25 protein-coding genes, 1 tRNA gene and 1 pseudogene are annotated in these 23,571 nt (G+C 65.6%); 9 read left to right on the top strand and 18 right to left on the bottom strand.

What is annotated here, in order from left to right; genetic code table 11:
* The first annotated feature begins 8 nt into the window (after positions 1-8).
* Positions 9-602, top strand: a complete 594-nt coding sequence (gene amaP, locus AQJ64_RS31685) for an alkaline shock response membrane anchor protein AmaP (RefSeq protein ID WP_055632476.1) — start codon at positions 9-11, stop codon at positions 600-602.
* 531 nt (positions 603-1,133) lie between these two features.
* Here amaP and AQJ64_RS31680 read toward each other — a convergent pair.
* Positions 1,134-1,739 carry a TetR/AcrR family transcriptional regulator gene (locus AQJ64_RS31680; protein WP_059203209.1) on the bottom strand — a complete coding sequence of 202 codons (606 nt, stop codon included), beginning with the start codon at positions 1,737-1,739 and terminating at the stop codon, positions 1,134-1,136.
* A 141-nt stretch (positions 1,740-1,880) separates the two neighbouring features.
* Between AQJ64_RS31680 and AQJ64_RS50240 the strand changes: the two genes are divergently transcribed.
* Both AQJ64_RS50240 and AQJ64_RS31675 read left to right on the top strand, forming a co-directional pair.
* Positions 1,881-2,210, top strand: a complete 330-nt coding sequence (locus tag AQJ64_RS50240; RefSeq protein ID WP_079062064.1) for a hypothetical protein — start codon at positions 1,881-1,883, stop codon at positions 2,208-2,210.
* Positions 2,171-2,860 (top strand): annotated as a pseudogene (locus AQJ64_RS31675) (site-specific integrase); the annotation flags it as partial. The gene AQJ64_RS50240 and the pseudogene AQJ64_RS31675, both read left to right, overlap by 40 nt.
* 36 nt (positions 2,861-2,896) lie before the next feature.
* On the opposite strand, the gene AQJ64_RS31670 reads toward AQJ64_RS31675, so the two are convergent.
* The 5 genes from AQJ64_RS31670 to AQJ64_RS31655 all read right to left on the bottom strand — a co-directional run bounded on the left by AQJ64_RS31670 (position 2,897) and on the right by AQJ64_RS31655 (position 5,738).
* Complete coding sequence (locus AQJ64_RS31670; RefSeq protein WP_055632437.1) at positions 2,897-3,334, bottom strand: DUF488 domain-containing protein; 438 nt, start codon at positions 3,332-3,334, stop codon at positions 2,897-2,899.
* Positions 3,331-3,945, bottom strand: coding sequence for a DUF488 domain-containing protein (locus tag AQJ64_RS31665; RefSeq protein ID WP_055632436.1), 615 nt, complete (start codon positions 3,943-3,945; stop codon positions 3,331-3,333). Before AQJ64_RS31665 ends, AQJ64_RS31670 begins: the two co-directional genes overlap by 4 nt.
* Complete coding sequence (locus AQJ64_RS46710) at positions 3,942-4,640, bottom strand: dual OB domain-containing protein (protein WP_079062063.1); 699 nt, start codon at positions 4,638-4,640, stop codon at positions 3,942-3,944. Before AQJ64_RS46710 ends, AQJ64_RS31665 begins: the two co-directional genes overlap by 4 nt.
* 388 nt (positions 4,641-5,028) lie before the next feature.
* Positions 5,029-5,475 (bottom strand): hypothetical protein, encoded by a 447-nt coding sequence (locus AQJ64_RS31660; protein ID WP_055632435.1) that lies wholly within the window; start codon positions 5,473-5,475, stop codon positions 5,029-5,031.
* The gene (locus tag AQJ64_RS31655) at positions 5,472-5,738 is read right to left on the bottom strand and encodes a hypothetical protein (RefSeq protein ID WP_055632434.1); all 267 of its coding nucleotides are present in this window, start codon (positions 5,736-5,738) and stop codon (positions 5,472-5,474) included. The genes AQJ64_RS31660 and AQJ64_RS31655 overlap by 4 nt, the downstream gene beginning before the upstream one ends.
* Before the next feature lie 886 nt (positions 5,739-6,624).
* On the opposite strand from AQJ64_RS31655, the gene AQJ64_RS31650 reads away from it, so the two are divergent.
* Positions 6,625-7,056 carry a hypothetical protein gene (locus AQJ64_RS31650; RefSeq protein WP_055632433.1) on the top strand — a complete coding sequence of 144 codons (432 nt, stop codon included), beginning with the start codon at positions 6,625-6,627 and terminating at the stop codon, positions 7,054-7,056.
* A gap of 552 nt (positions 7,057-7,608) precedes the next feature.
* On the opposite strand, the gene AQJ64_RS31645 is transcribed toward AQJ64_RS31650, so the two are convergent.
* The 4 genes from AQJ64_RS31645 to AQJ64_RS31630 form a co-directional block, all read right to left on the bottom strand.
* Positions 7,609-7,681, bottom strand: a tRNA-Arg gene (locus AQJ64_RS31645).
* A gap of 225 nt (positions 7,682-7,906) precedes the next feature.
* The gene (locus AQJ64_RS51230) at positions 7,907-9,418 is read right to left on the bottom strand and encodes a hypothetical protein (RefSeq protein WP_240512504.1); all 1,512 of its coding nucleotides are present in this window, start codon (positions 9,416-9,418) and stop codon (positions 7,907-7,909) included.
* On the bottom strand, positions 9,415-10,254 hold the full coding sequence (locus tag AQJ64_RS31635; RefSeq protein WP_240512503.1) for a hypothetical protein: 840 nt from the start codon (positions 10,252-10,254) through the stop codon (positions 9,415-9,417). The genes AQJ64_RS51230 and AQJ64_RS31635 overlap by 4 nt, the downstream gene beginning before the upstream one ends.
* 294 nt (positions 10,255-10,548) lie before the next feature.
* Complete coding sequence (locus AQJ64_RS31630) at positions 10,549-11,499, bottom strand: hypothetical protein (protein WP_240512502.1); 951 nt, start codon at positions 11,497-11,499, stop codon at positions 10,549-10,551.
* A 191-nt stretch (positions 11,500-11,690) separates the two neighbouring features.
* Between AQJ64_RS31630 and AQJ64_RS31625 the strand changes: the two genes are divergently transcribed.
* A complete protein-coding gene (locus AQJ64_RS31625; protein ID WP_055632431.1) occupies positions 11,691-12,008 on the top strand; it encodes a helix-turn-helix domain-containing protein in 318 nt (105 codons plus the stop codon).
* A 233-nt stretch (positions 12,009-12,241) separates the two neighbouring features.
* Here AQJ64_RS31625 and AQJ64_RS31620 read toward each other — a convergent pair whose 3' ends face one another.
* From AQJ64_RS31620 to queC, 7 genes are all read right to left on the bottom strand, one after another.
* Positions 12,242-12,916 (bottom strand): hypothetical protein, encoded by a 675-nt coding sequence (locus tag AQJ64_RS31620; protein ID WP_055632430.1) that lies wholly within the window; start codon positions 12,914-12,916, stop codon positions 12,242-12,244.
* A 560-nt stretch (positions 12,917-13,476) separates the two neighbouring features.
* Positions 13,477-13,839, bottom strand: a complete 363-nt coding sequence (locus tag AQJ64_RS49250; protein WP_157880858.1) for a hypothetical protein — start codon at positions 13,837-13,839, stop codon at positions 13,477-13,479.
* 230 nt (positions 13,840-14,069) lie between these two features.
* Positions 14,070-14,282, bottom strand: a complete 213-nt coding sequence (locus tag AQJ64_RS31615) for a hypothetical protein (RefSeq protein ID WP_055632429.1) — start codon at positions 14,280-14,282, stop codon at positions 14,070-14,072.
* A gap of 315 nt (positions 14,283-14,597) precedes the next feature.
* Positions 14,598-15,374 (bottom strand): GTP cyclohydrolase I FolE2, encoded by a 777-nt coding sequence (locus AQJ64_RS31610; RefSeq protein ID WP_055632428.1) that lies wholly within the window; start codon positions 15,372-15,374, stop codon positions 14,598-14,600.
* A gap of 4 nt (positions 15,375-15,378) precedes the next feature.
* Positions 15,379-15,735 carry a 6-carboxytetrahydropterin synthase QueD gene (queD, locus tag AQJ64_RS31605; RefSeq protein WP_055632427.1) on the bottom strand — a complete coding sequence of 119 codons (357 nt, stop codon included), beginning with the start codon at positions 15,733-15,735 and terminating at the stop codon, positions 15,379-15,381.
* The gene (gene queE / locus AQJ64_RS31600) at positions 15,735-16,370 is read right to left on the bottom strand and encodes a 7-carboxy-7-deazaguanine synthase (protein ID WP_055632426.1); all 636 of its coding nucleotides are present in this window, start codon (positions 16,368-16,370) and stop codon (positions 15,735-15,737) included. Before queE ends, queD begins: the two co-directional genes overlap by 1 nt.
* A gap of 2 nt (positions 16,371-16,372) precedes the next feature.
* Positions 16,373-17,068 carry a 7-cyano-7-deazaguanine synthase QueC gene (gene queC, locus AQJ64_RS31595; RefSeq protein ID WP_055632425.1) on the bottom strand — a complete coding sequence of 232 codons (696 nt, stop codon included), beginning with the start codon at positions 17,066-17,068 and terminating at the stop codon, positions 16,373-16,375.
* 192 nt (positions 17,069-17,260) lie between these two features.
* On the opposite strand from queC, the gene AQJ64_RS31590 reads away from it, so the two are divergent.
* Genes AQJ64_RS31590 through dbpB (AQJ64_RS31575) form a run of 4 tightly spaced genes read left to right on the top strand, consistent with a single transcriptional unit; the run spans position 17,261 to position 21,585 of the window.
* On the top strand, positions 17,261-18,088 hold the full coding sequence (locus AQJ64_RS31590) for a hypothetical protein (RefSeq protein WP_240512501.1): 828 nt from the start codon (positions 17,261-17,263) through the stop codon (positions 18,086-18,088).
* Positions 18,085-19,218: a DGQHR domain-containing protein DpdB gene (dbpB, locus tag AQJ64_RS31585; RefSeq protein ID WP_055632423.1), complete on the top strand. Its 1,134-nt coding sequence runs from the start codon at positions 18,085-18,087 to the stop codon at positions 19,216-19,218. The genes AQJ64_RS31590 and dbpB (AQJ64_RS31585) overlap by 4 nt, the downstream gene beginning before the upstream one ends.
* The gene (gene dpdA, locus AQJ64_RS31580) at positions 19,215-20,435 is read left to right on the top strand and encodes a tRNA-guanine transglycosylase DpdA (protein ID WP_055632422.1); all 1,221 of its coding nucleotides are present in this window, start codon (positions 19,215-19,217) and stop codon (positions 20,433-20,435) included. The genes dbpB (AQJ64_RS31585) and dpdA overlap by 4 nt, the downstream gene beginning before the upstream one ends.
* A gap of 46 nt (positions 20,436-20,481) precedes the next feature.
* On the top strand, positions 20,482-21,585 hold the full coding sequence (gene dbpB, locus AQJ64_RS31575; RefSeq protein ID WP_055632421.1) for a DGQHR domain-containing protein DpdB: 1,104 nt from the start codon (positions 20,482-20,484) through the stop codon (positions 21,583-21,585).
* 667 nt (positions 21,586-22,252) lie between these two features.
* On the opposite strand, the gene AQJ64_RS46705 is transcribed toward dbpB (AQJ64_RS31575), so the two are convergent.
* Positions 22,253-23,082 (bottom strand): IS5 family transposase gene (locus AQJ64_RS46705; protein WP_420876522.1). Its coding sequence is split into 2 segments (ribosomal slippage): positions 22,253-22,738 and positions 22,741-23,082, totalling 828 coding nucleotides; the frame shifts between segments, so codons are not numbered across the junction.
* Positions 23,083-23,571 lie beyond the last annotated feature (489 nt).

Below are 23,571 nucleotides of genomic sequence, written 5' to 3'. Positions count from 1 at the left end.
TGATCCTGATGCTCAAGACGGTGAACCGGGTGCTGCTCGGGCTGCTCGGCCTCGGACTGTTCGCCCTGGGCGGCGGCGTGCTGCTGGGCGCACTGGACCTGCAGCGCCACTGGGATTTCGGTGTGCCGGGCTGGTGGCCCTTCCGTGGGCCGGACGATGTGGTGCTGGGCGACTGGGGACGCACCCGGTGGCGGGACGAGGGCTGGTGGTGGCCGACCGTGATCGCGGTGCTGGCCCTGCTGCTGGCCCTGCTGCTGTGGTGGCTCATTGCGCAACGCAGACACCGTCTGGACCGTGTCCTCGTCGACAGCGAAGACGGCGCCGCGGCCCGACTCAACGGCCGCACGCTGGAGAGGGTCATCGAGGAAGAGGCACAAGCCCTGGACGGGGTCTCGCGGGCTCATGTCCGGCTGACGGGCCGACGTACCGCTCCGACCGCACGCGTACGGCTGCTGCTGGAGCCTCACGCGGACCCGGCGCGGACTCTGGGGCGAGTGAGCCGCGAAACACTCGCCCACGCACGAGACTCGGCCGGCCTGGACCGCCTCCCCTCGAAGGTCCGACTCCGGGAAGCCCGCCACCGCGCCGAACGCACCACCTAGTGCCGCGGCAGGCAACGTTCGCCCCGTCGCGACGCCCGGCACGCACTCTCGCCGCACCGGCCGAAAGCCCAAGTACGTCCAGTACGAGGACTTCCGGCCGGCACGCCGAGAGCACGCACCGGACGCCGCTCCTTGACGGGCAAACGTTGCCTGCCGCGGCACTAGCCAGGACCCCCTGGGCTGAGCCTCTTGGAGGGTGCGGGGATGCGGGAGCGGCAGTGGATCACCGCCCGCCGAAGCGAACTCGACGCCCTCGCCGAGGAGTTGGCCAAGCAGCTTCAGGAGGGCCGGCCCGGGCGGGACGAACTGGCGCTCGCGGAGCGGGTGTTGAACCGCCCGGCCGAGCAGGTCCAGGCCCACGCCGAGGCTGTCGCTCCGGATAACGGCGCAGGTGGCCGGGCGGGCGGTCCTGCCCATCCCGCACCGCGGCGACCCGGTCGACGAGGGTGCGTTGCCCGGCGACTACCGCAGGATCCTGGCGATCGCGCGGGAAGCCGACCAGCGGGCGCGAGCGTGTCGATTCACACGCCGTTACCGGCGCTTCGCGTCGCCCGGTGCCAGCAGGCCGTCCACCACCAGTCCGGCCAGGGCCTCCGCTCTGGCGAGACGGTCCGCCTGCGACAGGTGCTCGGGGCGGCCCAGGCGCCGGGCGAGAGGCTCCTGCACGAGGCCGGACAGGGGAGTGATGATGGCGAAGAACAGGACGTCCATCGGGACCCGTGTCATGCGCCCGGATGCCATCAGCCTCTCGATGCTGGGCATGACGAGGGCCAGCGTCGGCTCGATGTAATGCCGGAAGAGGTAGTCCAGTCGCTCGGTGTCCCGCGCCGCTTCATCCGCCATCAGCAAGGCCAGGTACGGTTCGCCGATGCTGCTGCGGTAGAACTCCATGACGAACTGCCGCACCACGTCCTCGTCATCGCTCCCGGGCGCGGCCGGCGCCATGCGCGTGAGCTGAGCCCCGAGCGCGGTGTCCACCACGGCACGCCAGAAGGCCGCCTTGGAACCGTAGCGGTCATTGATGAAGATGTGACTGACCCCGAGGCGGCGCGCGAGTTCCCGCGCCGATGCCCGGTCGTATCCCAGCTCCGCGAACGCCTCCAGGCCGCGCAGCAGGACGTCCCGCTCCGCGGGCACCGCAGGGGAATCCCCGCTGGGGCGCCCCGGGCGTCGCGTGGTAGTCGCCTTGCCTCCCACGTGTCCTCCTCAGCCGGCTGTACGGGCGCGCACCCGTCAGCCGGACCAGCGTAGTGGCCCGGATCGGCGCATCTGAGCACCGTGTCAGGTCTGCGCCTCCTCCGCTACAACCAGTTCCACATGGGCGACGCCAAGCAATGGCGCACCCTCTCAGCCCTGTCGATCACCAATGAGGACACCGGCTGGTACACGAAGTCGGAGATCACTCTCCCGCCCGGGAAGGGCCTTCCCGGGCGGGACGTGGACATCCACACCGACAACATCACCTGGACCGGCGACGCCAAGGAGATGAAACTGCGGGGTCATACCGGGCGCCGGAACCGTGCCCCCTCGTCGAGGACGTCCCGGAGCTGCGCGCGGGCGGTGACCCCCGGCGGGAGATCCGTCCCTGGTTGCTGGAGGAGACGCTGAGCTTCCTGGAAGCGGCGGGCAGCGAGCCGCTGTACGCGGCATTCGTGCTGGCGATCGCCATGGGGCTGCGACGCGGCGAGCTGGGGGGCCTGCGCTGGTCCGATGTGGACCTGGACAACCGCGTCGTGCACGTCCGCCAGCAGACGCAGCGCCGCAGGGGCACGCTGTACGACGACGATCCCAAGAGCTGCAGGATCGCGTGGTGCCGATGCCCGCACTGTGCATTGCACCGCTGCGCTGGCACCGGCTGCGACAGCGAGAGAGGTTCGCGCGCACGGGCGTCGCCTGGTCCGGGACCGGCTACGTCCTCGCCACGCGGAACGGCCGGCCGGTCGAGCCGCGGAACGTCTACCGGTCCTTCACGCGGGTCGCGGCCGATGCGGGGCTGCGGGTGGTCCCGCTGCACGACGCGCGGCATGGCTGCGCGACGCTGCTGACGGCGGCCGGCGTCGCGCCGCGGGTCATCATGGAGATCCTGGGGCACGGCCAGATCGGCATCACGATGGACGTGTACGCATGTCGTGCACGACCCTCGGCGTGAGGCGATCAGCCACATGGACCGGCTCTCAAGCGTCGCCCTCGCGGCGTCTGGGTGCGCTGTTGTCGCACTGTCTCTCCCGCAGAGGCTGGCCCTCATCAAATGTGGGTGAGACAGTGGGGACGGCTCTTGACCGCAGTGCCGCCGCTCACACCAGGTGCTCGATTGTGACGTTATCCCAGTGCTGTGCGAGATATTCCGCGACCAGCCGGCGGTGGCAATGCCGTGCATTGTCCTCACTGCAGAGGAGGACTGCGTTGTCAAACACTTCCTGCCGGACGGTGTCCTCAATCTGACGTTCTTTCATCAATTCGAGGAATCGTTCTTCGTAGGCTGCCCAGCCGACACCCCGTTTCTTGTAGGCATTGAGCATGTCCTGGGTCGGGGCCAGCTCGGTGCGATGGGTGTACTGCACGTCGCAGATCTCACTCAGGAAGTACCTCAGATCATCACGCTTGGCGAAACCAGACAGTTGTGAGACGTTGTTGAGTCGAACATCGACCAGCGTTGTCACTTCAGCTTCGCGCAATAGCCCAAAGAACTTTTCAGCTGACTTCTTTGTGAACCCAATGGTGTACAGCTTCATTTTTCCGGTGTCCCGTCGATGCGAAGCTCCTCATTGACATACGCAATCCGTTGTTCCTGACGGTCGAGAGCTTCTTGGAGGCGCTCGGCCGAGGTTCGGAACAGATCTTCCTGATCCAGCCGGAAGTTGGCCATCAGGCGTTGCATTGCCGAGGCGTGGTTCTCGACGTGCCCGTCGCCATGAATGTGTTTGACGGTGATCCCGTGGCCTTCGAGGACTCGCGAGACGAGAACGCATCGATGACAGTCAAGTGGTTCCTGTTCGGTGCACATGACAGCGATTCGCTCGCTCTGTGCACCGTTTCGCAAGCGCTTGATGCCACTGACGAAATCCGACGTCCGGGCGAGAAGGTCGTAGCGCACCCGTCCGTCGACATAGCAGGTGAGGTCCTCGGTACGAGCACCCAGCTCCTTTCCCAGAAAGACGTACTTGATATCGACGTCGGACAGGGTGCGCTCCACGGCGTATCGGTTGAACTGGGGCGCGAATCGACTGATGGGCATCGACCGCACATCGGCGACTGCCGTAATTCCATGCTTCTGCAGCAGGCTTAGGAAACCTGAACTGCTGTGCGTGGAATGGCCGACAGTGAATACTGTATGAGGTGTCATTGCCTGCTGCCCGTTTGGATCTTCGCTCGTTCGATAATAGCTGCTACTAATTTGTAGACGTAGCCTTCGTATGGTTCACCGAGACTCACCGTAAGGAAGGAGTCACCTATTTCATAGATCCCCTCCGGCTTGGCCAGATATTGCAGCTCGTATTCGGGATCGGTCACCCGCAGAATATACCGGTTTCCTGCATAGGAGAACCAGGCGCGCAGGACCATCCTCTGATCTCCGAACATCTCCCCAGGGGTGTGCACTTGTAACGTCAGATCGGTGACGTGTATCAGCTTGAGTGAGTCCGGTAAAGCGGCTGCTTCTTCAGTCGGAACGCGGTCATTGCTGCCGTGATAGGTACTGGACCCGTTGATCCACAGAGCGTCGGGGTGCTGTTCCATCCTCCGTAATCCATTCCACCCGACCCGGCCGGTCTTCACCCAGTAGTAATTTGGGTCAAGGAGCCAGTTCTCGCTCTGAAAATCGTGCGGCTGAGGCCGAAGAAGTGGCACCGTGATAATATCGAGAACATTCGGTTCTGATTTGTCTTTGTACTGTCTTTCGTGGGCGGAGACTTCGCGGTTCGGGCGGGTGCTGACCGGGCGCACCCACTCTCCTGAACCGTCGTTAACCATGCCCGCCACACACCGGCCCGAAAGCTTGCGGGAATTTGCCAGACACACGAGCGTCTTTATCGGTGTCATGTGTTCCCCCCCATATCTGATGCAACGACTTCTTGCGGGTCGGAAGCGCAGCACACCCACACGAAGCAACGACGAGCGCATTGGATTGCCAGTCCCGCAAGTCATCCAAGAGCCTACGACGGGGATACGACACTCGTCCGCCGTTCAGGCAAGCGCGATGTTCAAACCAGCTCGTGGTTCGCTTCGCTCGCCAGGCCAGCTGGCGCCATGCGGGTCAGCGCCGACCGGTGCCGTTGGTCGGGGCGTCGGCGTAGTCGCGTGATGCTGGGTTCGTGGTGGCCCATTAGGTCAGGAACGAGGCCAGGCAACGGAGGATCCATCGGCGTACGGCCAGCGGTCAATCGGGGGAGCCAGCGAGTCGTCGGAGTGAGGCGCGGGCGGCGTTTCGTCAGACCTTCTCGACTCGCACGGAGTGTCCCGCGAGGAGTTGAGTCATGACGTCGGTGTCGGACGTGAAGACGGTTGCCTCAGCTCCCTGCGCGGCTTGCCGCCCTGCCACAGCCGCCAGGATGGCATCGATGGCGTACTTGTGACCGTGCAGACCGGCTCCCTTCAGCATGTCGCGCGCCATGGCGATCACCTGGTCGTCCGTGTGCACGACGCGGATCCGGGACAGCGTCCAGTTCCACAGCGCCTGCTTCGACGTTTCGCGAGGGTCCCATGCTTCCAAGGTCGTGAGCGCCGAGGTGACGATTGGGATGTCGAGCCGCGGAGCCGTTTTGATCAGCGCGGCCATCTCCCGATCGCCGTGAACCGCCTTGGAGAGGGCCTCGGAGTCGAACACGAAGACGCGCTGTCGCGGCCGGTGCAGTTCCGCTCGGGCGGTGCGGTTCACGCGGCCTCGTCTGAAGGCGAGTGCTGCTCGTCGTGCCGGCCGTCAATCGCGGCGATACGGTCCAGCGCTGCTTGCTGCTCGTCGTCCGTCACGGCGCCGTGCTCTTCTTCGAGACGTTCAGCCAGCTCGCGCAGTCGGTCCATGGCGTCCTGATGTGCGGCGGCGGCCGCAATGTAACTGGACACCCCGCGCGCATCGACGCGTTCCTTGATCGATTCCACCAGCTCTTCCGGCACGGTGATAGTGATCTTCCGAGTTGCCATACTCCAAGTATGCCATGTCGTGTGTGTTGTGGGTGGGCGCCTCGGCTGCCGCCATCCTCGGCAGCCGCTTCACGCTTTGCCCGGGAAGGTCGGAGCCGGGGAGCGGGGGGCGCAGAGACCTTGCGGTGCGCGTGGGTGCTTGGCGATTCGCCCGCTCACGCAAACGGCCCCGGACGAAGAGTCCGAGGCCGAGTAGGAGCCCTCCCCGGGAGATAAGTCCCAGTTCAGGGCGGTAATGCGTTGTGCCCCCGGCAGGATTCGAACCTGCGACACCCGCTTTAGGAGAGGCTTTATTGCCTTCCCTGTCTGTGATGGCCTTTCCTTGGGCTTATCGTTCCTGCTGGTCAGCGGGGTTCGGTCCTTCCGTCTCCTTCTGATCGTTCCCTGTCTTTACATGGCCTTCCGTTCCCATGACGTTCCCATGAGGGCCCCCACGAGACTGTCGGAATGAGGGCGGGGGAGTCGGCTGAGGCCAGCTGGGGTCACCGAAGCGGTGAGCACCGCAGAGCATTTGGGGGCGACGAAGGCCCCGCCCCTCCGAGGCTGGATCCATTCGCGCAGACGGCGGGCGAGGAACTCCCGCTCCGTGGCGATCTCGGCCATCGTGCGGGCCCGGGCGGTGACCCCATCGTCGGTCAGAAGTTGCGCCGCATGTCGGTCTTACGGGCGATTTAGGCAGCGCATCCACCCGCTCCACCGTCGTCGGCATGGCATAGGTGGCGATGTCTCGGCCGAATGTCGCCCGCCCATCCCAGGTCCTCGTCACCCGATGGGACGACCGCTGGGCGAGTCCATCGCGCGTAGCGCGGTCTCACGGCAAGGATCGTGTGTGCGTTCCTGCTGGAGCACCGCACCGACGACTTTTCCTCCCGAGGAGACAACTGCCATGGCACCGATCCCCAACGGCCCCTACGGAATCGCCAAGCACGGCGAGCAGTACCTGACTCTCCAGGAGGAGAAGGCCCCTGCAGTCGTCCTGCCGTCGACCGGTCAGCCCGGTGAGCAGGAGTGGCACGTGGAGAGCCTCTCCAACGGCAACGTCACCATCAAGAACCTGCGGCACGGAACGTACCTCAGCTTCGACGGAGTTCCCGAGATCAACAAGATGCTCCGCGGCTCCTCGCAGGCCACCGAGTGGCAGCTCCGGCAGTCCGCCGAGCCGTTCATGTTCCATGTCGTCGTCCCCGGCGGCCCGATCGAAGGCGTCGAACTGGGGGTGGACCTCAGCCTGCTCCGGATCTTCCCCCCGATGACGGCACTGCGTCCGCTGGAGCCGCAAAACCTCGGCCAGGCCTGGCGCTTCGAGTTCCACGAGTAGGCCTCACCCGCCGGCCGCCGCTGCCCCGCCTCGCTTGTGGAAAAGGGGCGACGGCCCCTCCCTCGGAGCTCTGACTGGGTCTGCCCTCTCTCCCCGGCCGGGAAGCGCGCGTGGGTGCGCTTGATGTGCGTCGGCCGTGACGGTGAATCCCGCCAGATCGAAGGGTGCCGGTAGCGAGACGAGGCAATCGAAGCTCCGGTGGTTCGAGGCGACTTGGGAAGGACGCCCCGTTCAACCGGAGCTTCGATGCGTTCGTGACGGCCTGGCCCGGACTCGCCGCACCGCCGCCACCTGCGGACTCACGTGATCACCGGGACTTTGAAACGCCCCTGGTTTCCGGCGCCGCTCAACATCGCCCAGATGGCAGTCCGTCAGTGCCGGTAACGCTCTACAGGTTGCGATAAAACCGCACAAAGCAGCATGGTGCGGTCGACGTAAAGTTACGCCTAGTCACTCATCGTGCCGTTCCCATCAGGTTCCCGTCTAGGACAAAACCACCCCTCCGCGACACTCGCGGAGGGGTGGTATTTCCAATTGCCTGGCACTTTGTCGTGCCCCCGGCAGGATTCGAACCTGCGACACCCGCTTTAGGAGAGCGGTGCTCTATCCCCTGAGCTACGAAGGCGGGGATCTGTCGGAAAACGTGTCCAAAACCCGGCACCAATGGCGGTGGGCTTCAGGCCTGCTGCCGACAGGGTTGTGGTGGGCAGACCGGTGAGGTCTGGGCCACCGCCGACAGTGTAGCGGGTCGGGTGAGATCGGCGTCGGTGTTTGATCACTGGCGCCTGGGTCGTACCGGCTGGGGGACCTGAGTGTGTGCTGAGCGGGCGGGTCCGGGCGAGGGGCAGTGTCAGGTGACGAGGGCCGCCTGGTGGTGCATGGCCCGCGTGACGGAGTTGTTCAGCCAGGCGTAGCCGATGTAGATGAGGAGGGCTCCTTTGGCTCCGTAGGCGGGGACCCTTTTATGTGGGTAACTCTGGTCGAATCGTGAATGTGTAGATTCGCTGTCCTGACGGAACCCTTTGAGACGGCGGCCTGCGGGTGTGTCGGGTGGGACCTGCCGGAGGTGTTCGGTGCGGTTGAAGCGTTTCTTGCCTGCGGTGGGATCGATCTGGCGGTCGTCTTCGGTTTCATCGACCCGGATGCGAAGCGTGTGGTCTTTGAAGCGGCACGGGATCGTGAGGCGGTGGTAGTAGCGGGTCCGCCTTCCTGGGCGGCATTCGAGTTCCTCGACGGGGAGCGGTGTGTAGTGGGTCTGCCCGTCGACGGTGATGTGGCGTTCGCAGACCCGCGCCTCGGCGACGTAGAGATCGTGTTTGCAGGGACCATCCTGGTAGCGCTCCAGGGACTGCGGTGGGAGTCCTGTGTGTTGGGGGGTGAAAACGAGCAGGCCTTCGGCGATCAAGGGGGCGCGGTGGACGCCGCGGAGGGCCGCGTCGTAGGTGGCGGCTCGTAGGCCGGGCGCGCGGGTGAGGATGTGCTTGACCAGCTCGACGAAGGCGGCGCCTTCGGCTTCCCGTTCCGGGTCTTCTTCTTGAGATCTGTGGCGGATGGATTCCAGCGCCAGGATCACGCGACTGTGGGCCCTGTTGGCAAGGCGGACGCCCACGGAGAGGAATTTGTTGCCATAGACCTGCCTGCCGCCGCCTTCGGTTGTGACGCCGGCGTCTTCGTCTACTCGGTGGGTTCGGATCTCTCCTGTGGCTTGGTCTACGGTCTCGTGCTCGGTGTGGGAGGAGGGAGGGGCGGCGACGGTGGCGTCGCCATGTAGGACCTGGTGGCGCTCGGGGTAGATGCGACTGGTGCGCTTGTCAGACTCCTTCATCATTCCGTGGTCGAGGGCCTGCTGGATCCACAGGTCGCGGCTGGCGTCGCGGACCGCTCCATGGGCGGATTTGAGGCGCTTGTGAAAGTAGTGGTTCCAGTTACTACGGGAGGGGCCGGTGGCCCTGAGGGCGTCGGCTGCTTCGTCCCCTTGGTGGGCTCGGACTGCTCGGCGTACGGCTTCCCACCACAGGGGGCGCTGGAGGTGGCTGGCGGTGGAGCGGGCGGAGCCGAACAGTGAGATTGAGCAGAGGAAGATCAAGTAGACGGCGGGCGGGTAGTGGGCGGGGCGCCCGACCTTGTTCGGGCCGGGCAGTGCGGTGGCGGCGGTGTAGAGGTCCGGGTTGTTCACCAGGTACTCGAACCGTTCGTCCTGGGTGAGCGGAGGGGCTTCGGGGCCTTTGGGCGGCGGCCGGTCGGTCTTGGCGCCGAAGGCATCGTCGGGGATGGCACCGTAGATGTAAGTGGGCTGGTCCTTCTTCCGTTTTGCCTCGGCTGTGAGGGGGCTTTTGGGCGGCGTGGTTTTGCGTCGACTCATGGGGAGGCCTCCCCGTTCTGCCAGGCGAGGCCGGCCAAGCCGGCCGCGGCATCGAGGGAGGACAGGCCCAGGCGGCGGGCGACCTCGGACAACTGGCCGGTCTCGTGCAGGACCTGGCGGGCGACGTAGCGGGTGATGTCGCGGGGTTCGACCTTGCGCTTGCGGGTGGCGAGTCCGGCGTTACGGGCGATGTCGTTGAAGCCAGCGCCGACGCTGGCCTGGGCGCCGTACCGTGAGGATTTCGTGCTGGTGACAAGCCGGTGCGGGCCGTGCCCGGCGCGCTCGAGGCGGGCGGCGCGCAAGCCCAGCACGTAGGCGCCCCACTCGTTGAGTGAGCAGGTGCGGGGGTGGGTGCGGGTGCCGCCAGCGGTGCTGACTTCGGCTGCAGGCAGGTCGAGGTCGGTGGTGGTGGCGGCTGCGGTCTCGGCACTGTTCAGCCCTGCAAGGAGAAGTGCGAGGAGGGCGGCGTGCCGGGTTGCGGGCATGCCGCGCTCAGCGTGGAACTGCAAGTTCTCGATGTCCCGCCCGGTGAGTCCGGTGCCGGGGCTGTGAGGGTCGCGCTTGATCGGCGGGGAGTCGAGGAGCGGTGCGGCCCTGGTCATGCCCAGAGCCCGGGCGTGCGCGAAGAGGGAGGCGATCGCGGAGCGGCGCTGACGGCGGGTGCTGTTCCCGGGGATCAAGGTGATGTTGTTGCGGCGGTCGCGTCCGGGGGCGGTGATGAACGATTCCGTCAAGTCTCGGGTGACGTCGTCCATACGGCTGATGTGATGGGCGTCGGCGTAGCGGTGGAAGCGTTCGGTGACCTGGATGTAGAGGTCGACGGTCTCGATGCTCATCTCGCCTGCGGCGGCCTTGTGTAGCCAGAGTCGGCTGACTTCCAGCAGCGCCTCTTTGATCGTTGCCCTAGTCACGGTGGGCTGCCGGGGTAAGCGGGGTCCGGGCGGGTGAATCACACGCGCTGTGGGGCGCGGGCGCGCTACGGTGGACGCTGTTCCTCGCCTTGTGTGAGGGCATGCCGAAGCCCCTTCCTGCGCGGCCTCGCCGCGCCGGTCGTGGTAACGGTGGGGGTCCGGCAGCACCAACCCGGCCAAGGGATAGTGGGCGCTGCCGGACCGTTCCTTTAGGGGGTCTTATGAGACGGGACGCCCCCGGAGTTTCGCGGTGAGTGAGGCCACCGCACGCAAGTGGCCGTGCAGAGCGATCACCTCCTGCTCTGTCAGACGGGTCAGATCGGCCAGCAGTACGGGCGGGAGTAGCAACGCGAGCAGATCGTCGTCTGCGACCGCGGGTCCGGGATGCGGGCCGGTCGTGGACGCGCGTCGCGGGTCCGGGACCTTGGCGGCCCTGCGCCCGTCCGAGCCGTGCTCCTCGGTCATGCCGAGTCCGGCACCCCCTGTCGAAGCATGCTCCGGCTCGCTCTGCGGAGACGTGCTGGGCAGGGGGGTGTCGTCGCCTGGGGCATCGCCGACGGGCGTGTCTTGGGGCCCAGACGCTTCTGGCGACGCCTCGGCGGAGGCTACGTCGAGAGCCTGGGGAGCTGATCGCTCCTCGAGGGCGTAAGCGGCGCCGTCGTACCAGTTCAGAAGTCCGTTCTCGCAGGGGACCACCATGCCCACGACCACCAGAAGATCCAGAAGGACGTGTGCCTGTCGGATCCGGTTCACGTTGGCTCGGGCGGTCAGAAGCAGTTTGGCGACCAGACCCTCGCGTGTGACGGGGCCGTGACCCAGTCGCTCCCGCATGGCACGCCCGAACCACTGCCCTCGCCACACGCTACGCAAGGCCTCCAGTCCCGCTTCCTCGCTCCTGGCGAAGGCGCGGGCCACTGCACGGCCCTTACGGCTCGGGAGATACATCGTCGACCGGTGCGCCTTGACGAGCAGCCCTGTATCGACCGCGAACATGGGGACAAGCCCGCAGTTCTTCGCGGGAAACCCGGTGGTCTCTGCCAACTGGACAGCACCCAGGGGCACCGTCGACATGCACGCAGCCTTGATCACGGCCACTTGCTGATCGGCGCGCATCTTGCGCGTGGGCATCAGCTTCTCGTCGGCCGCCAGCAGGGAACGCCCCGTCGTCACGGCCTCTCACCTCCACTTCGTTGAGTAATCACATGCCGAACCGTTCTAGTCGCGGACATAGACCTGACGACACCACCTTCCTGCTGCTTGAATAGCATCTATGGGCGGGGTGCGCATGTCGGTGCACCGTCCGTCACACTGGTCGCGTGCCTGGAGGAACGAGACGTGGGAAGAAGCCGTGGGAGTACGCCATGGCCGGCGACTGGCCATACGCGATGATGGACGGCTATCGCCCCGCGCAGGTCGGCCAGGCCGTCGCACGGGCGCTCGCGGAAGCAATGGAACGCAAGGGGCTGAGCGCCAACGCGCTGGCTGCCGCCTCGGGCGTCAACCGACAGGTCATCACGAACGTCCTCACCGGCTCGGCATGGCCTGACCTGCTCACCGTGGCCAGCCTTGAGGAGGCGCTGGGCGAGATGCTTTGGCCCCGCCATGTGGACTGGCCAATGGACGAGAACGGGGTCCGTCGCCAGCCGCTTCCGCCTCAGACGTGCAGCGACGACGGATAACGTGGACCTACCCCACACTGACTGCTTCAGATAAGTGTGCGAAAAGGGCATGTCTGCCCGACCTCCCGATAGGGGGAAATTGGCCGGACACCCCTCTTCGCGCGAGCAGAAACCCGCTAGCGTCAGGGTGTGGCGGCCAAGCCGCGCTGGAGACCGCCGCCTCGTGCCTAGGCGCTGGCCTCTACACCTTGGCCGGGCATGGGGCGGCGGTCGCTCATGTGGGATGCGCCCGTCTAGGCGGCCTCCCAAGCGGCGGCCAGCCGGAACACACACCGCTGGTTGCCGCCTTCGCGCTGCTTGTGCAGCACCTTCCGCTTGACCAGTGAATCCAGTAGGGCCCGCGCGCGAGCATAAGCGGCCTGCTCCTGGCCGGCGTCGTGGCCCTCAAGCCGCACCGCGATGTCCTTTGGTGTCCAGCCCCGGTCTGGTTCGGCTGTGACGATCTCCATCACTGCGACCGACCGTTCGCCGCTGACCCGGATGGCCGCCACTTCGGGTTCCACGGTGGTCGCAGGTGAGTCAGCCAGGGCCTCTCGCCGCTCGGCCGCTGCGGACGCGGAGCGGGCCACTACGTCCTCAGCTGCTACGTCGTCATCAGGGTCGGGGGCGTCAGGGACGACGCGTAGCCAGGTCCGGGCGTGCCCACGCGACTGGCGCAGGCCTGTCCCCTTTTTCACAGCCGCCCGGAACGCTGCGAGGACTTGCTCTGCCTTGTCGCGGTCAGCAACGGTCAGAGCCCGTTCGGCGCTGATCTGATCCATCTCGGCCCGGAGTGCCTCGATACCCGCCGCCAGACGGGCCAAGTGCTCATCCTTCGACGCGATGACAGCATCGCACTCCCGGAGCATCGCCTCCATGTCCTTGGCAACCCAGTCCGCGGACGCAGTGATGCCATCGATCAGGCTCATGGCGACACATTAGGGGGACCGCGTTCGCCCCGTCTGCCCAAGAGAGTCAGGAGCACACAAACGAGTGCAACCTGGTCAGCCTCTGTCGACGGCTGCCCGATGCGCATCACTGGAAAACGAGCAGGTCAGCTGACTCAACTCCATTGAGTCGGCGGGAACCTGAAGACGGGGGCCTGCAGAACCGCCAGCTCACATGAAGGTGACGCGCAGGGCCGGTACAGGGCACCCCTGCAGGGTCCGCAGCACGCCTGCAGGGGTGCGCGTGAAACGTGCTCCTAATGCGATCTCATGGGAGATCAGCGGGCGCAGGCCGCGGCCACCGCCGCGTCAGCGTAAGGAACTTCGGGCCACTCGCCTGCTACGCCGGAGGCTGGTTCCTGAGGGGGCCAACTTCAGGAGACGACAGGCTCCCAAGCCTCAGCCTGCTAAGCAGCCCGTACCCCGGAGATGTAAGGCGTCGATGGACCTGCAGCCGACCACCCGACGGGAGAACGTGTCCAGGACGACCGCGCAATACCCCTTGCCCTCCAGCGCGGGGTGTTCGGTGATGCCGGTGCCCCTCAGCAGATCCCGCGCCTTGCGTGTGAAGTTGCGGTTGATAAGGTCGGCCGCCGAGGGGGTTTGGGGCCGAGGCCGGCGGGTGCGGTTCCAGGCAGACCGAGTAGTCCGGCCCGCCGAATCAGCATCAGCGCGGCGCCGTGATGCACGTGAATGCTTACTCCCGGGGTGAGTTCGGCGCGCACACAGCGGCAGCTGTAGGTGCCGCGGAAGGTGACATGAATGCCGAGGATGGCCTCGGTCAGCCAGGCGTGCCGCACCGTACGGGCCGACGGCAGCCGCTCTGTCCAGACGTAGTAGCCCGACTCTGCCACGTGCAGCACCCGGCAGGCCCATTCCACGGAATGGGCCTCGTCGGCCATCATGCGGATGACTCCGAACCGCCTTTGCAGGAGGTCGCCTCGCTCAAGAGCTCTGCGGCCCGGCGGTGGATGGCCGACTCCGCCTCCAGCTCCGGACGCCCCTTCTGTCCCATGGAAAAGTGCTGGTTACCGGCTCTGGTGCAATCCAGTGAGTTCGCCCCGTCCACCAGTGGTCCATGGCCTGTCACTGATCACTGCGCCAGGCCATGGACAGGTAAAGCAGGCCAAGAAGTTCAGAGCAGGAACCAGTAGTTCCCACCCGCGACACCAACGACAGCGGCCAGGAGCGTGAGGAAGGCAGGCGAGACCGACAGAGACACGGACAGATTGAAGTGCTTGCCGATGGTCACGCGCACGCATCGGGGCGTGCCTAGGAGTTGCGCCTCGGAACTGACCAAGCCGTCCTTCTGGCTCCCCGTGCCAGACATGTCACGCTGGTGGTTCATGGGTAACTCCCTTCGTAGTGGGGCGTCGTCGCTCTCGTGGCCTAGGAACCTGGTGACGGCGATGCCCCTCTCGCCTCGACCGCTTGTGCAGAAGAGGACAAAAAGGGGCCCCACCATGGCATGCCACGGTGGGGCCCCTTAACGTTACTGAAATGCTAGCGAGTTACCGAAAAGTAGGTCAACTCGGCACCTGTTTGGGGAAGTTGATGCTGCCGTCAGCCGTGCTCGGGCGCTCAAAGGGACTCTGCTCAGGCTGGACTCGTGCACGGCGGTTGACTTCTCGCCTTGGCGGTGGCCGGGGCCGCCGGTGTCGGGTCAGAAGTGGTTGTAGGTGAGGGTGGCGATGGCGTCGTGGCTGTGGATGCTTTCCAGGTTCTTCGCGCGGACGGCGTGCGTAAGGCCCTTTTGGCGGCAGGTGAGACTTATGTCCCGGATGATGTCTTCGACGAAGACGGGGTGGTCATAAGCCTGCATGGTCACGACGCGTTCGTCGGGGCGTTTGATAAGAGGGATGACCGGGGCGGAGCCAGCGCTGCGCAGCAGGGCGACCATCTCGTGGACCTGCAGGGGGTAGGGGGTGTCGGCGGTGCCGGTGACCTCGAGGGTGATCTCGCTGCGCTGATTGTGGGCGCCGTAGTCGGAAATGGCTTTGGAGCAGGGGCACAGGCTGGTGACATGGCTGGTCACAGCCGTCGTGACGGTGCATCCAGAGTCATCGATGCGGCCGGTAACCGTGAGGTCATGGGTCTGCCAGGACTCTTGGCCACTGGCGGGAGCGGTGACAACGGTGGCGACGGGCAGCGTGCACGTGAGCGTGAGAGCCGGGGCGTCCAGCAGGGTCAGCCCGCGCTTGAGGGCGATGGGCAACTCCTGCGGGGTGAGGGTAGCTACGTCCTCGTGGATGAGGGCGATCATGCGGCTCATGTGGGTGCCGCGCCGGTCGGCCTGCAGGCGGACGGTGACGGCGATGTCGGCGATGCCGTGCTGGCGGGTGTGGCCGTCGTCGAAGGTGAGGGGGTAGCGCAGGCCGCTGATGCCGACCTCGTCGATAGGGATGCCGCGGCCGTCGGGCTCGTTTTGGATGTCGTGCATGCCGTCACTCGCCTCGGTAGGTGCAACCGGAGGTGCAGGTTTCGCGCACGGTGATTGCGGACAAACTGGGAAGCTCGGTGATCAACCGGCCCCAGATCCAGCGGGCCAGGTTCTCGCTGGTGGGGTTGTCGAGGCCTTCGATATCGTTCAGGTAGTAATGGTCGAGTTGTGCATCAATTGGCGTAAATGCGCGCTTGATGTCGCCGAAGTCCATCACCCAGCCCGCCTCCACGTCGACGGGCGCTTCCACGTGCACAGTGACCTTGTAGGAGTGGCCGTGCAGGCGGGCACACTTGTGGCCCTCCGGCACGCGCGGCAGGCGGTGGGCTGCCTCGAAGGCGAACTCGCGAAAGATTTCCATTACTGAATTCCCAGATACTTGTGCGTCTGGAGGGAAAGTGTCCAGCGCGGGTTCTTCATGCAGTACTCGACGACGGCGCGAGTGTGGGCCTCGCGGTCGGCATCATCCAGCGGTTGCAGCCTAAAGTGGCGAAAGTCCAGCCCCTCGAACTGGGCGGGGTCGCCGCCAGCCTGAGGGTAGACGAGCTTGAGTTCGTCGCCGCTCGTGAGGACCAGGGTGGAGCCGATCTTCGGGCTGACGCACAGCCAGTCGATGCCGCGGGGGGCCGGGCGGGTGCCGTTCGTTTCCACGGCGATCTCGAAGCCGCGATCGTGGAGGGCGTCGATGGCGGCCTCGTCCAGCTGCAGCAGCGGTTCTCCGCCCGTGCACACCACGAACCGGTGGGCTTGATCGGCGGTAGGCCAGGCGGCCTCGACGGCTTCGGCCAACTCCTGCGCCGTGCGGAAGCGGCCGCCGCCTTCGCCGTCGGTGCCGACGAAGTCGGTGTCACAAAACTGGCAAATGGCACGGGAGCGGTCGCGTTCTCGGCCGGTCCACAGGTTGCAACGGGAAAACCGGCAAAAGACCGCAGGGCGGCCAGCGTGGCCGCCTTCTCCCTGCAGCGTGTAGAAGATTTCTTTGATCAGGTAGGTCATGTTCAGGCGTTCTGGTACCGGACGGGGTCCTTGACGCCAGCCTCAGCGAAGCCCTTCAGCCGCAGCAGGCAGGTGTCGCACCGGCCGCAAGCCCGCCCCTGCCCGTCGGGGTCGTAGCAGGAGGAGGTGAGGGAGTAGTCCACGCCCAGACGCAGGCCCTCACGGACGATGTCGGCCTTGGACAGGGCGATCAGGGGGGAGTGCAGCGTGATCTTGGAGGTGCCTTCGACGCCGGCTCGGGTCGCCAGGTTGGCCATGGTGGCGAAGGCCTCCATGTACTCGGGGCGGCAGTCGGGATAGCCGCTGTAGTCCACCGCCGTGACCCCGGTGAAGATGTCGCTGGCGCCGACAGTCTCGGCAAACGCCAACGCGAACGACAGGAAGATCGTGTTGCGGGCCGGCACGTAGGTGATCGGTACCCCCGCATCCTCCACGTCGGTGAGGGACTCGTGCTTGGGCACCTCGATGTCGGCCGTCAGGGCAGAGCCGCCGAAGACCCGCAGATCGATGTCGGCGATGACGTGCCGGGCCACCCCCTGGACCTCTGCGACGCGCTGCGCCGCCTCCAACTCGATGGAGTGTCGCTGCCCGTAGCGGAAGCTGAGCGCATAGGGAGTGAAGCCCAGGTCCTTGGCGATGGCCAGCACCGTGGTCGAGTCCAGGCCGCCGCTCAGCAACACGATCGCGGGACGGTCCATGCTGTCACTCCCTAACCTAAGGTCCAGTTGCCTCCGTTGAGACAGTTGCAGCCTACCCTCTTAACTACCGGCTACAGTAACCACAACAAGAATCGAGTTACGGAAGCCAGAGGTCGATCCGCAGTGAACGAGTTGCCCATCGTGGTCACGTGCACAGACCGGAAGACCTCCCCCCCCGAACCCGGCCTACGCGTGCGTGAACTGCCCGCCACGGACATCCGACAACGCGCCGCTGAATGGGCACGCCGCCTGCACGCCGCACCGGGCCGGCGGACCGCTTTGGGGGAGCTGTACCAGGGCGACCAATGGCGTCGCGCCGCTGCCCTCGCGAAAGCCGCATCCCAGGCAGGGTTTGCGCCTCGCCTGTACGTGGCCTCGGCCGGCCTGGGCCTCCAACCAGTCTCCAGCCTTGCCCCGTCCTATGCGGCCACTTTCATGCCTCGACATGCGGATTCCGTGGCATCCTCCAGCGCACAGGCAGCCCAGTGGTGGGATCATCTGCAGCGCATGGACGCCAGCCGCCATCTTCCCCAGATCGCGGCAGCTGCCGGACAGGCTCTGGTGGTGCTGTCCGAGGCCTATGCCCAGGCCATGTACAACGACCTTGCCTCGCTGGCGTCTACCGGATCCGACGTAGTGCTGATCGGCGGCGCCAGCGATCTGGACGGGATCGTGCGCATGCCGGCCAACGCCGCCCTTAGGCAGGCTCTAGGCGGAACGCTGACCAGTTTGAACGTCCGAATGGCGGCCTCCTGGCTCGAGCACTGCACGCCGGGTCACCTCATCACGCCAGCCGCCAAGGAACGTTGGAGCACATGGGCGTCTCAGGCAGCCCGCCCAGAACGCTATGCCCGCCGGCCGATGTCGGACCCGGCCGTGATCGACTTCATCAAAGAGATGAAGGACCGCTACCCCGACTACTCGCGCACCCGCCTGCTGCGCCTGTTGAGAGATAAGGGGATGGCCTGTGAGCAGAAGCGCTTCGCAGACCTGTATACCTCAACGATTGGCCCTCGATGACCTCCACTGTGCTTAAGCGCCGGGCCCTGCGGATCGAGCAGCACCCCACGATCCCCCTGTATGTGTTCACCCTGGCGGCAGAAGAGGTGCATCAGGTTGCCGACGTGGCACGGATCTCTCGGGACGAGGCCGGCAAACTGATCGGCTACCAGCGGCCCGAGAAGAAGCAGCACGTACGCCAGATCCTCGATTACCTCAACGGCGAAGAGGTACTTTTTCCCAACGGGCTGATCCTGGCGCTGCCTTCGAGCGTGCGGTTCAAGTCCAGCCCGGGCCCGGGCAGCAGCGACGGCCTGTGTACGTCGGGCACCCTGGAGATTCCCCTGCCCGATTCCCCCGACGCCCCGCGGCCTGCCTGGATCGTCGACGGCCAGCAGCGCAGCCTCGCACTGGCCCGCACACGTAACACCCGCCTGGCCGTGACCATTGCCGGATTCGTTGCCGAAGACCTCGAAACCCAACGAGACCAGTTTCTGCGCGTAAACACGGTCTCTCCGCTGCCCACCAACTTGGTCACCGAACTCCTCCCGGAAGTCGGCACGGCCCTGCCCACCAAGCTTTCCGCCCGCAAGCTCCCCTCCGTCCTGGTCGAAGCCCTCAACCACGACAAGGACTCACCGTTCCGGGGCTTGGTGCGCCGCCCCTCCACCACGGCCGAGCAGAAAGCGGACGCCGTCGTCACGGACAACAGCCTCACCACAGCCATCCAGGAATCTCTCAACTCCCCTTCAGGCATCTTTTTCCCGTATAAGAATCTGTCCAACGGCACAGTCGACACGGCCACCATCCGCCAGATCCTCGTCATCTACTGGAGTGCCGTGCGTGACACCTTTCCCACCGCGTGGGGGCTCCCGCCGACCCGGTCCCGGTTGATGCACGGCGTGGGCATCCGCTCCATGGGACGCCTCATGGACCGGGTGATGATGGCCATCGACCCCGCCTCCTCCCGTGCCGTGGAGCAGGCGCAAGCCGAACTCGCCCTGATCGCCCCTCATTGCCGCTGGACCCAGGGACGCTGGCCCGACCTGAACACCCCCTGGAACGAACTCCAGAACAACCCGCGCCACATCAGCACCCTGTCGAACTACCTCCTCCGTATCTATGTGCAGGAAAAGGCAAAAGCCGCGTGAAATTCTATTTCCCTGACAGTCAGGACCTGGTGAGCCCCACCTACGACTTCATCAACGACGAGTACTCGCCCTACCGAGTGCGCCAGCGTGATGACGTCTACGCCCACCAGGCCGTGACGCCGATCCCCTACGACGGGATCCTCGTCAGCAAGGCGGTTGTCGACGGATCCATGAAGGGTGCAGGAAAATACTCTGCCCCACAGCGGGAGCGGCTCTACCGCCTGGGTGTGAGGAACTTCTTCCGACTTCCCGGCACCTGCTCCACGATCGGTGACTGTGGCGCCTTCAACTACATCGACGAAGAACGCCCACCGTACGAGGTGGACGAAGTCCTCGACTTCTACGGCCGCTGCGGATTCGATGCAGGCATCAGCATCGACCACATCATTTTCGGATACATCCAGGCAGAGTCCGACGCGGAACCCGAGCCGGCGTGGTTGGAGCGCCAGCAGATCTCCCTCGAACTCGCCGAGGACTTCATCACCGCAACCCATGCGCAAGGCGCCCGCTTTGAACCTGTCGGCGCCGCTCAGGGATGGGGACCCGACAGCTACGCCCACAGTGTCGCGGAGCTGCAGAAGATGGGATATCGGCGCATCGCCCTTGGCGGCATGGTCCCACTGAAGTCCCACGAGATCCTGGCCTGCCTGCGCGCCATCGACGAAGTGCGCACATCCGAAACCGGACTGCACCTGCTCGGCATCAACCGTGTCGAGAGCATGGAGCAGTTCGCCCGCCACGGCGTGACAAGCTTCGACAGCACCTCCGCCTTCCGTCAAGCCTTCATGGACGACCGCAACAACTACCACACGGCCACCGACTCCTACACCGCCATCCGCGTACCTCAGGTCGACGGAAACCCTGCCCTGAAGCGCCTCATTCTCTCCGGCCACGTCTCCCAGGCCGAGGCCATCGTCGCCGAACGCTCATGCCTACGCGCCCTGCGTGAATTCGACCAGGAAGAAACGGCACTAGAAGAAGTCATGAGTGCCCTCGCAACCTACGAGGGCCTCGTACTCGGCCCGAAAAAGAAAAGCTACCTCGAGTTCTACGAACGCACCCTGAGTGACGCCCCCTGGCGCAGTTGCCCTTGCGCCCTGTGCAAGAAACACGGTATCGAAATCGCTATATTCCGCGGCAGTGAACGGAACAAGCGGCGCGGATTCCATAATCTCACCGTACTCGAAGCCAAGATGAGACAACTCACCTTCGCATAAACTCACCCCCCTCTAGCTTTTCTTTCAAACCCTGCCAGGAGATGTGATGGCCGACCGATACGAGTTGAGGCTTCCCGCACTTGAAGTGCGCCAAGGCAACCGGAAAATCTACTGCTTTGCCGTCGACGGGAAGAAACTCCACAGCTTCGCGGCCGTCTCCCGAGTCCGCCGCAACGACACCAGCGAACTGCAGGGATACCAGCGGCCTGAGGTCCTCAGCCACATCCGCGGCATCCGCCGCTACCTCGAGTCCGAGCACGCCATGCTCCCCAACGCGCTCGTCCTGGCCTTCGACGACACCGTCCGGTTCGAAACCGGTATCCGCCCGAATGCCGGCGTGGACTACTCAGTCCCCGGAGTTCTGGTGATCCCGGTCGATGAATCCCTCACCGACGAGGACAAGCCCGCCCTGATCGTGGATGGCCAGCAGCGCAGCGCCGCCATCCGCGACGCGGACCTGGCCGAATTCCCCGTCGCCGCCGTCGGGTTCATCGCCGACAATCAAGAAGACCAGCGCTCCCAGTTCATCCTGGTCAACTCCACCAAGCCATTGCCCAAGGGCCTCATCCACGAGCTGCTGCCGGAAACCAGCGGCCACCTCCCGCCCGCCTACGCCCGCAAGCGTCTGCCGGCCCAGTTGATGACCCGCCTCAACACCGACGGTCAGGGCCCCTTCTTCGGCCGAATCGCCAGCCCTACCTCACCGCACGGCAATATCAAGGACACCAGCCTGCTGCGCATGCTGGAACACAGCCTCTTCGAAGGCGCCCTCTACCAGTACCGCAACCCTGAGGACGGCTCCGGCGACGTCGAGCGCATGCTGGAGCACCTGCGCGCGTATTGGAACATCGTGAAGGACACCTTCAGCGACGCTTGGAAACTTCCGCCTCGTCAGTCTCGCCTCACCCACGGTGTCGGCATCCAGGCCATGGGCTTCGTCATGGACACCCTCACCGACGGAATGCCCGCCAAAGACGTCGACTGCGACCAGGTTCGCAACGCCGTCCTGAGCCTCATGCCGGTGACCGCCTGGACCTCCGGCATGTGGCGCTTCGCCGACGGCGAGCAGCGCCGCTGGAACGGGCTGCAAAACACCCCCAACGACATCCGCCTGCTTACGGACCTGCTGGTACGTGCTGTCCGCAACTGACCTTGCATATCCGTTCACCGTGCCCTGGCTCCGGGCGCGGTGATCCCGGATCTCGCTTGTCGGCCAACCTTTTGCACCATCCGATGGAGGCCCGCACTCGCAGTAGCACGAAGGGCTGCTGCCGCGTATGCCCTGCCCGCCGGGGTGCTGGCATTGGGGCCGTGACGATCGGTGCGGTGCCAGCGTCGTGCCTGGCTGGCACGGCGCTCCAGGCACGTACAACCGAAGCGGAGCGGGGAGACGCTCGGCCGCCGGATCGCGAGCGAGACATGCGAGGAGGCAGGGAAGTTCCTGGCAACACACCTACCCACGCGGGGTGGCAACACGGCCGTGTCGAGATGTGCCCTCGTCCGGGACGGTGAGACCGGCTTGACCAGGTAAGGCTGTCTGCCGCCGAGCCCCGAGAATCCACGCCAAGGCAGCCGAAGCGCTGGCAATAAGAAGGCGGTCGCTCTGCGCGTTGCCGCCGCCAACCTACAGCAGACAGGGCACCATCGGCCGTCTGGCGGCAGGCGCACCACGCAGCGAATTTTCAGTTCTGCCCACGGTCAGCGCCAACGCTGGTGGGATGCAGGGACGAGCGAGCATCACCATCGTGTAGCGAATGCTGCCCCTCCCACACCAGCAGGACAAGGTAGGCGCAAGCCCTAGGAGTTGTCGTCAAATGTCACGCCCACATCAGGAGCGATGCGAGGGTGACGGCTGCCTGGTAGGACTCGGCGGTCTTGTCGTACCGGGTGGCGATGCCGCGCCATTGCTTCAGTCGGTTGAAGCAGCGTTCCACGACGTTGCGTCGCTTGTAGAGCTGCTTGTCGAAGGCTGGCGGACGCCCGCCACGACTGCCGCGCTTCAGCCTGTTGCGAACCTGATCGGCCCGCTCGGGGATCGTGTGGGCGATGCCGCGCCGCCTGAGCCAGCTGCGGATGGCCCGGGAACTGTAGCCCTTGTCGCCCAGGACGTGGGCGGGCCGCACGCGGGGTCGTCCTGGGCCGACGCGGGGCACCCGGATCGCCTCCATCACGGCGGTGAACTGGGTGCAGTCGTAGGTGTTGCCGCTCGTGAGGGTGAAGGCGAGCGGGCGGCCGACGCCGTCGCAGGCGAGGTGGATTTTGCTGGTCAGGCCGCCACGGGAGCGTCCGAGGCCCGGGCTGCGGATCCCCCTTTTCGAGCTCCGGCGGCATGCTGGTGGGCGCGGACGATGGTCGAGTCGACCGACACCAGCCAGTCGATGTCCCCGGCCGCGTCCGCCTGCGCCTGGGCGGCCCGGAGCATCCGCTCGAAGGTGCCGTCCGCCGCCCACCGACGGAAGCGGGTGTGCAGCGTGGCCCACGACCCGTACCGCTCGGGCACATCCCGCCAGGCCGTCCCGGTCCGGAACTTCCACACGATCCCGTTGAGGACCCTTCGGTCGTCCAACCGCTTCCGCCCCCGCAAGGATGCGGGCAGCAACGGCCGGACGAACTCCCATTCGGCATCGCACAGTTCATGGCGACGTATCACCGGACCATGATCCACCATCCAAGATCATTTGAAGACACGTCCTAGGAACAGGCTTTCTTCATCGCACCGTTGGCCAGTGACGCAGTCGGCGCAATGCACCGATCTCCCCATGTCGTTGGCCATCGAGCGCGCAGCGCCCGAGTCGCCCCGCTGTCACGTCGAACACCCACCTGCACTTGCCGGCTTGAATGGCTGCATCGGGCTTGATCGGGCCCAGCCCGAACCTCCTCCCGAGCGGATGCGCCGACACACTGCTTCGGTCGGAAACAGCCGATCGCCTTGCACGTACCTCGTGGATCGACTATTTCATGGACCGTGAACGGCACGATCACCGCCAACGTGTGCTGTACACCCCGTAGGGGGCAGGGCCGCGCAAGTCGATACGCGGCTGCGGTGACGTAGAGCGAGGCAGGGGGAGCTTCCACCATGATGAGCGGCGTTTTTCCATCGCGGTGCCGCAGCAGACCGGTACACCCAGGCGGAGGC

This window comes from Streptomyces griseoruber (assembly GCF_001514205.1).
GTDB classification, from domain to species: domain Bacteria; phylum Actinomycetota; class Actinomycetes; order Streptomycetales; family Streptomycetaceae; genus Streptomyces; species Streptomyces griseoruber.
The sequence above is the reverse complement of the archived record's forward strand: the minus strand, read 5'-3'. Positions and strand labels throughout refer to the sequence as shown.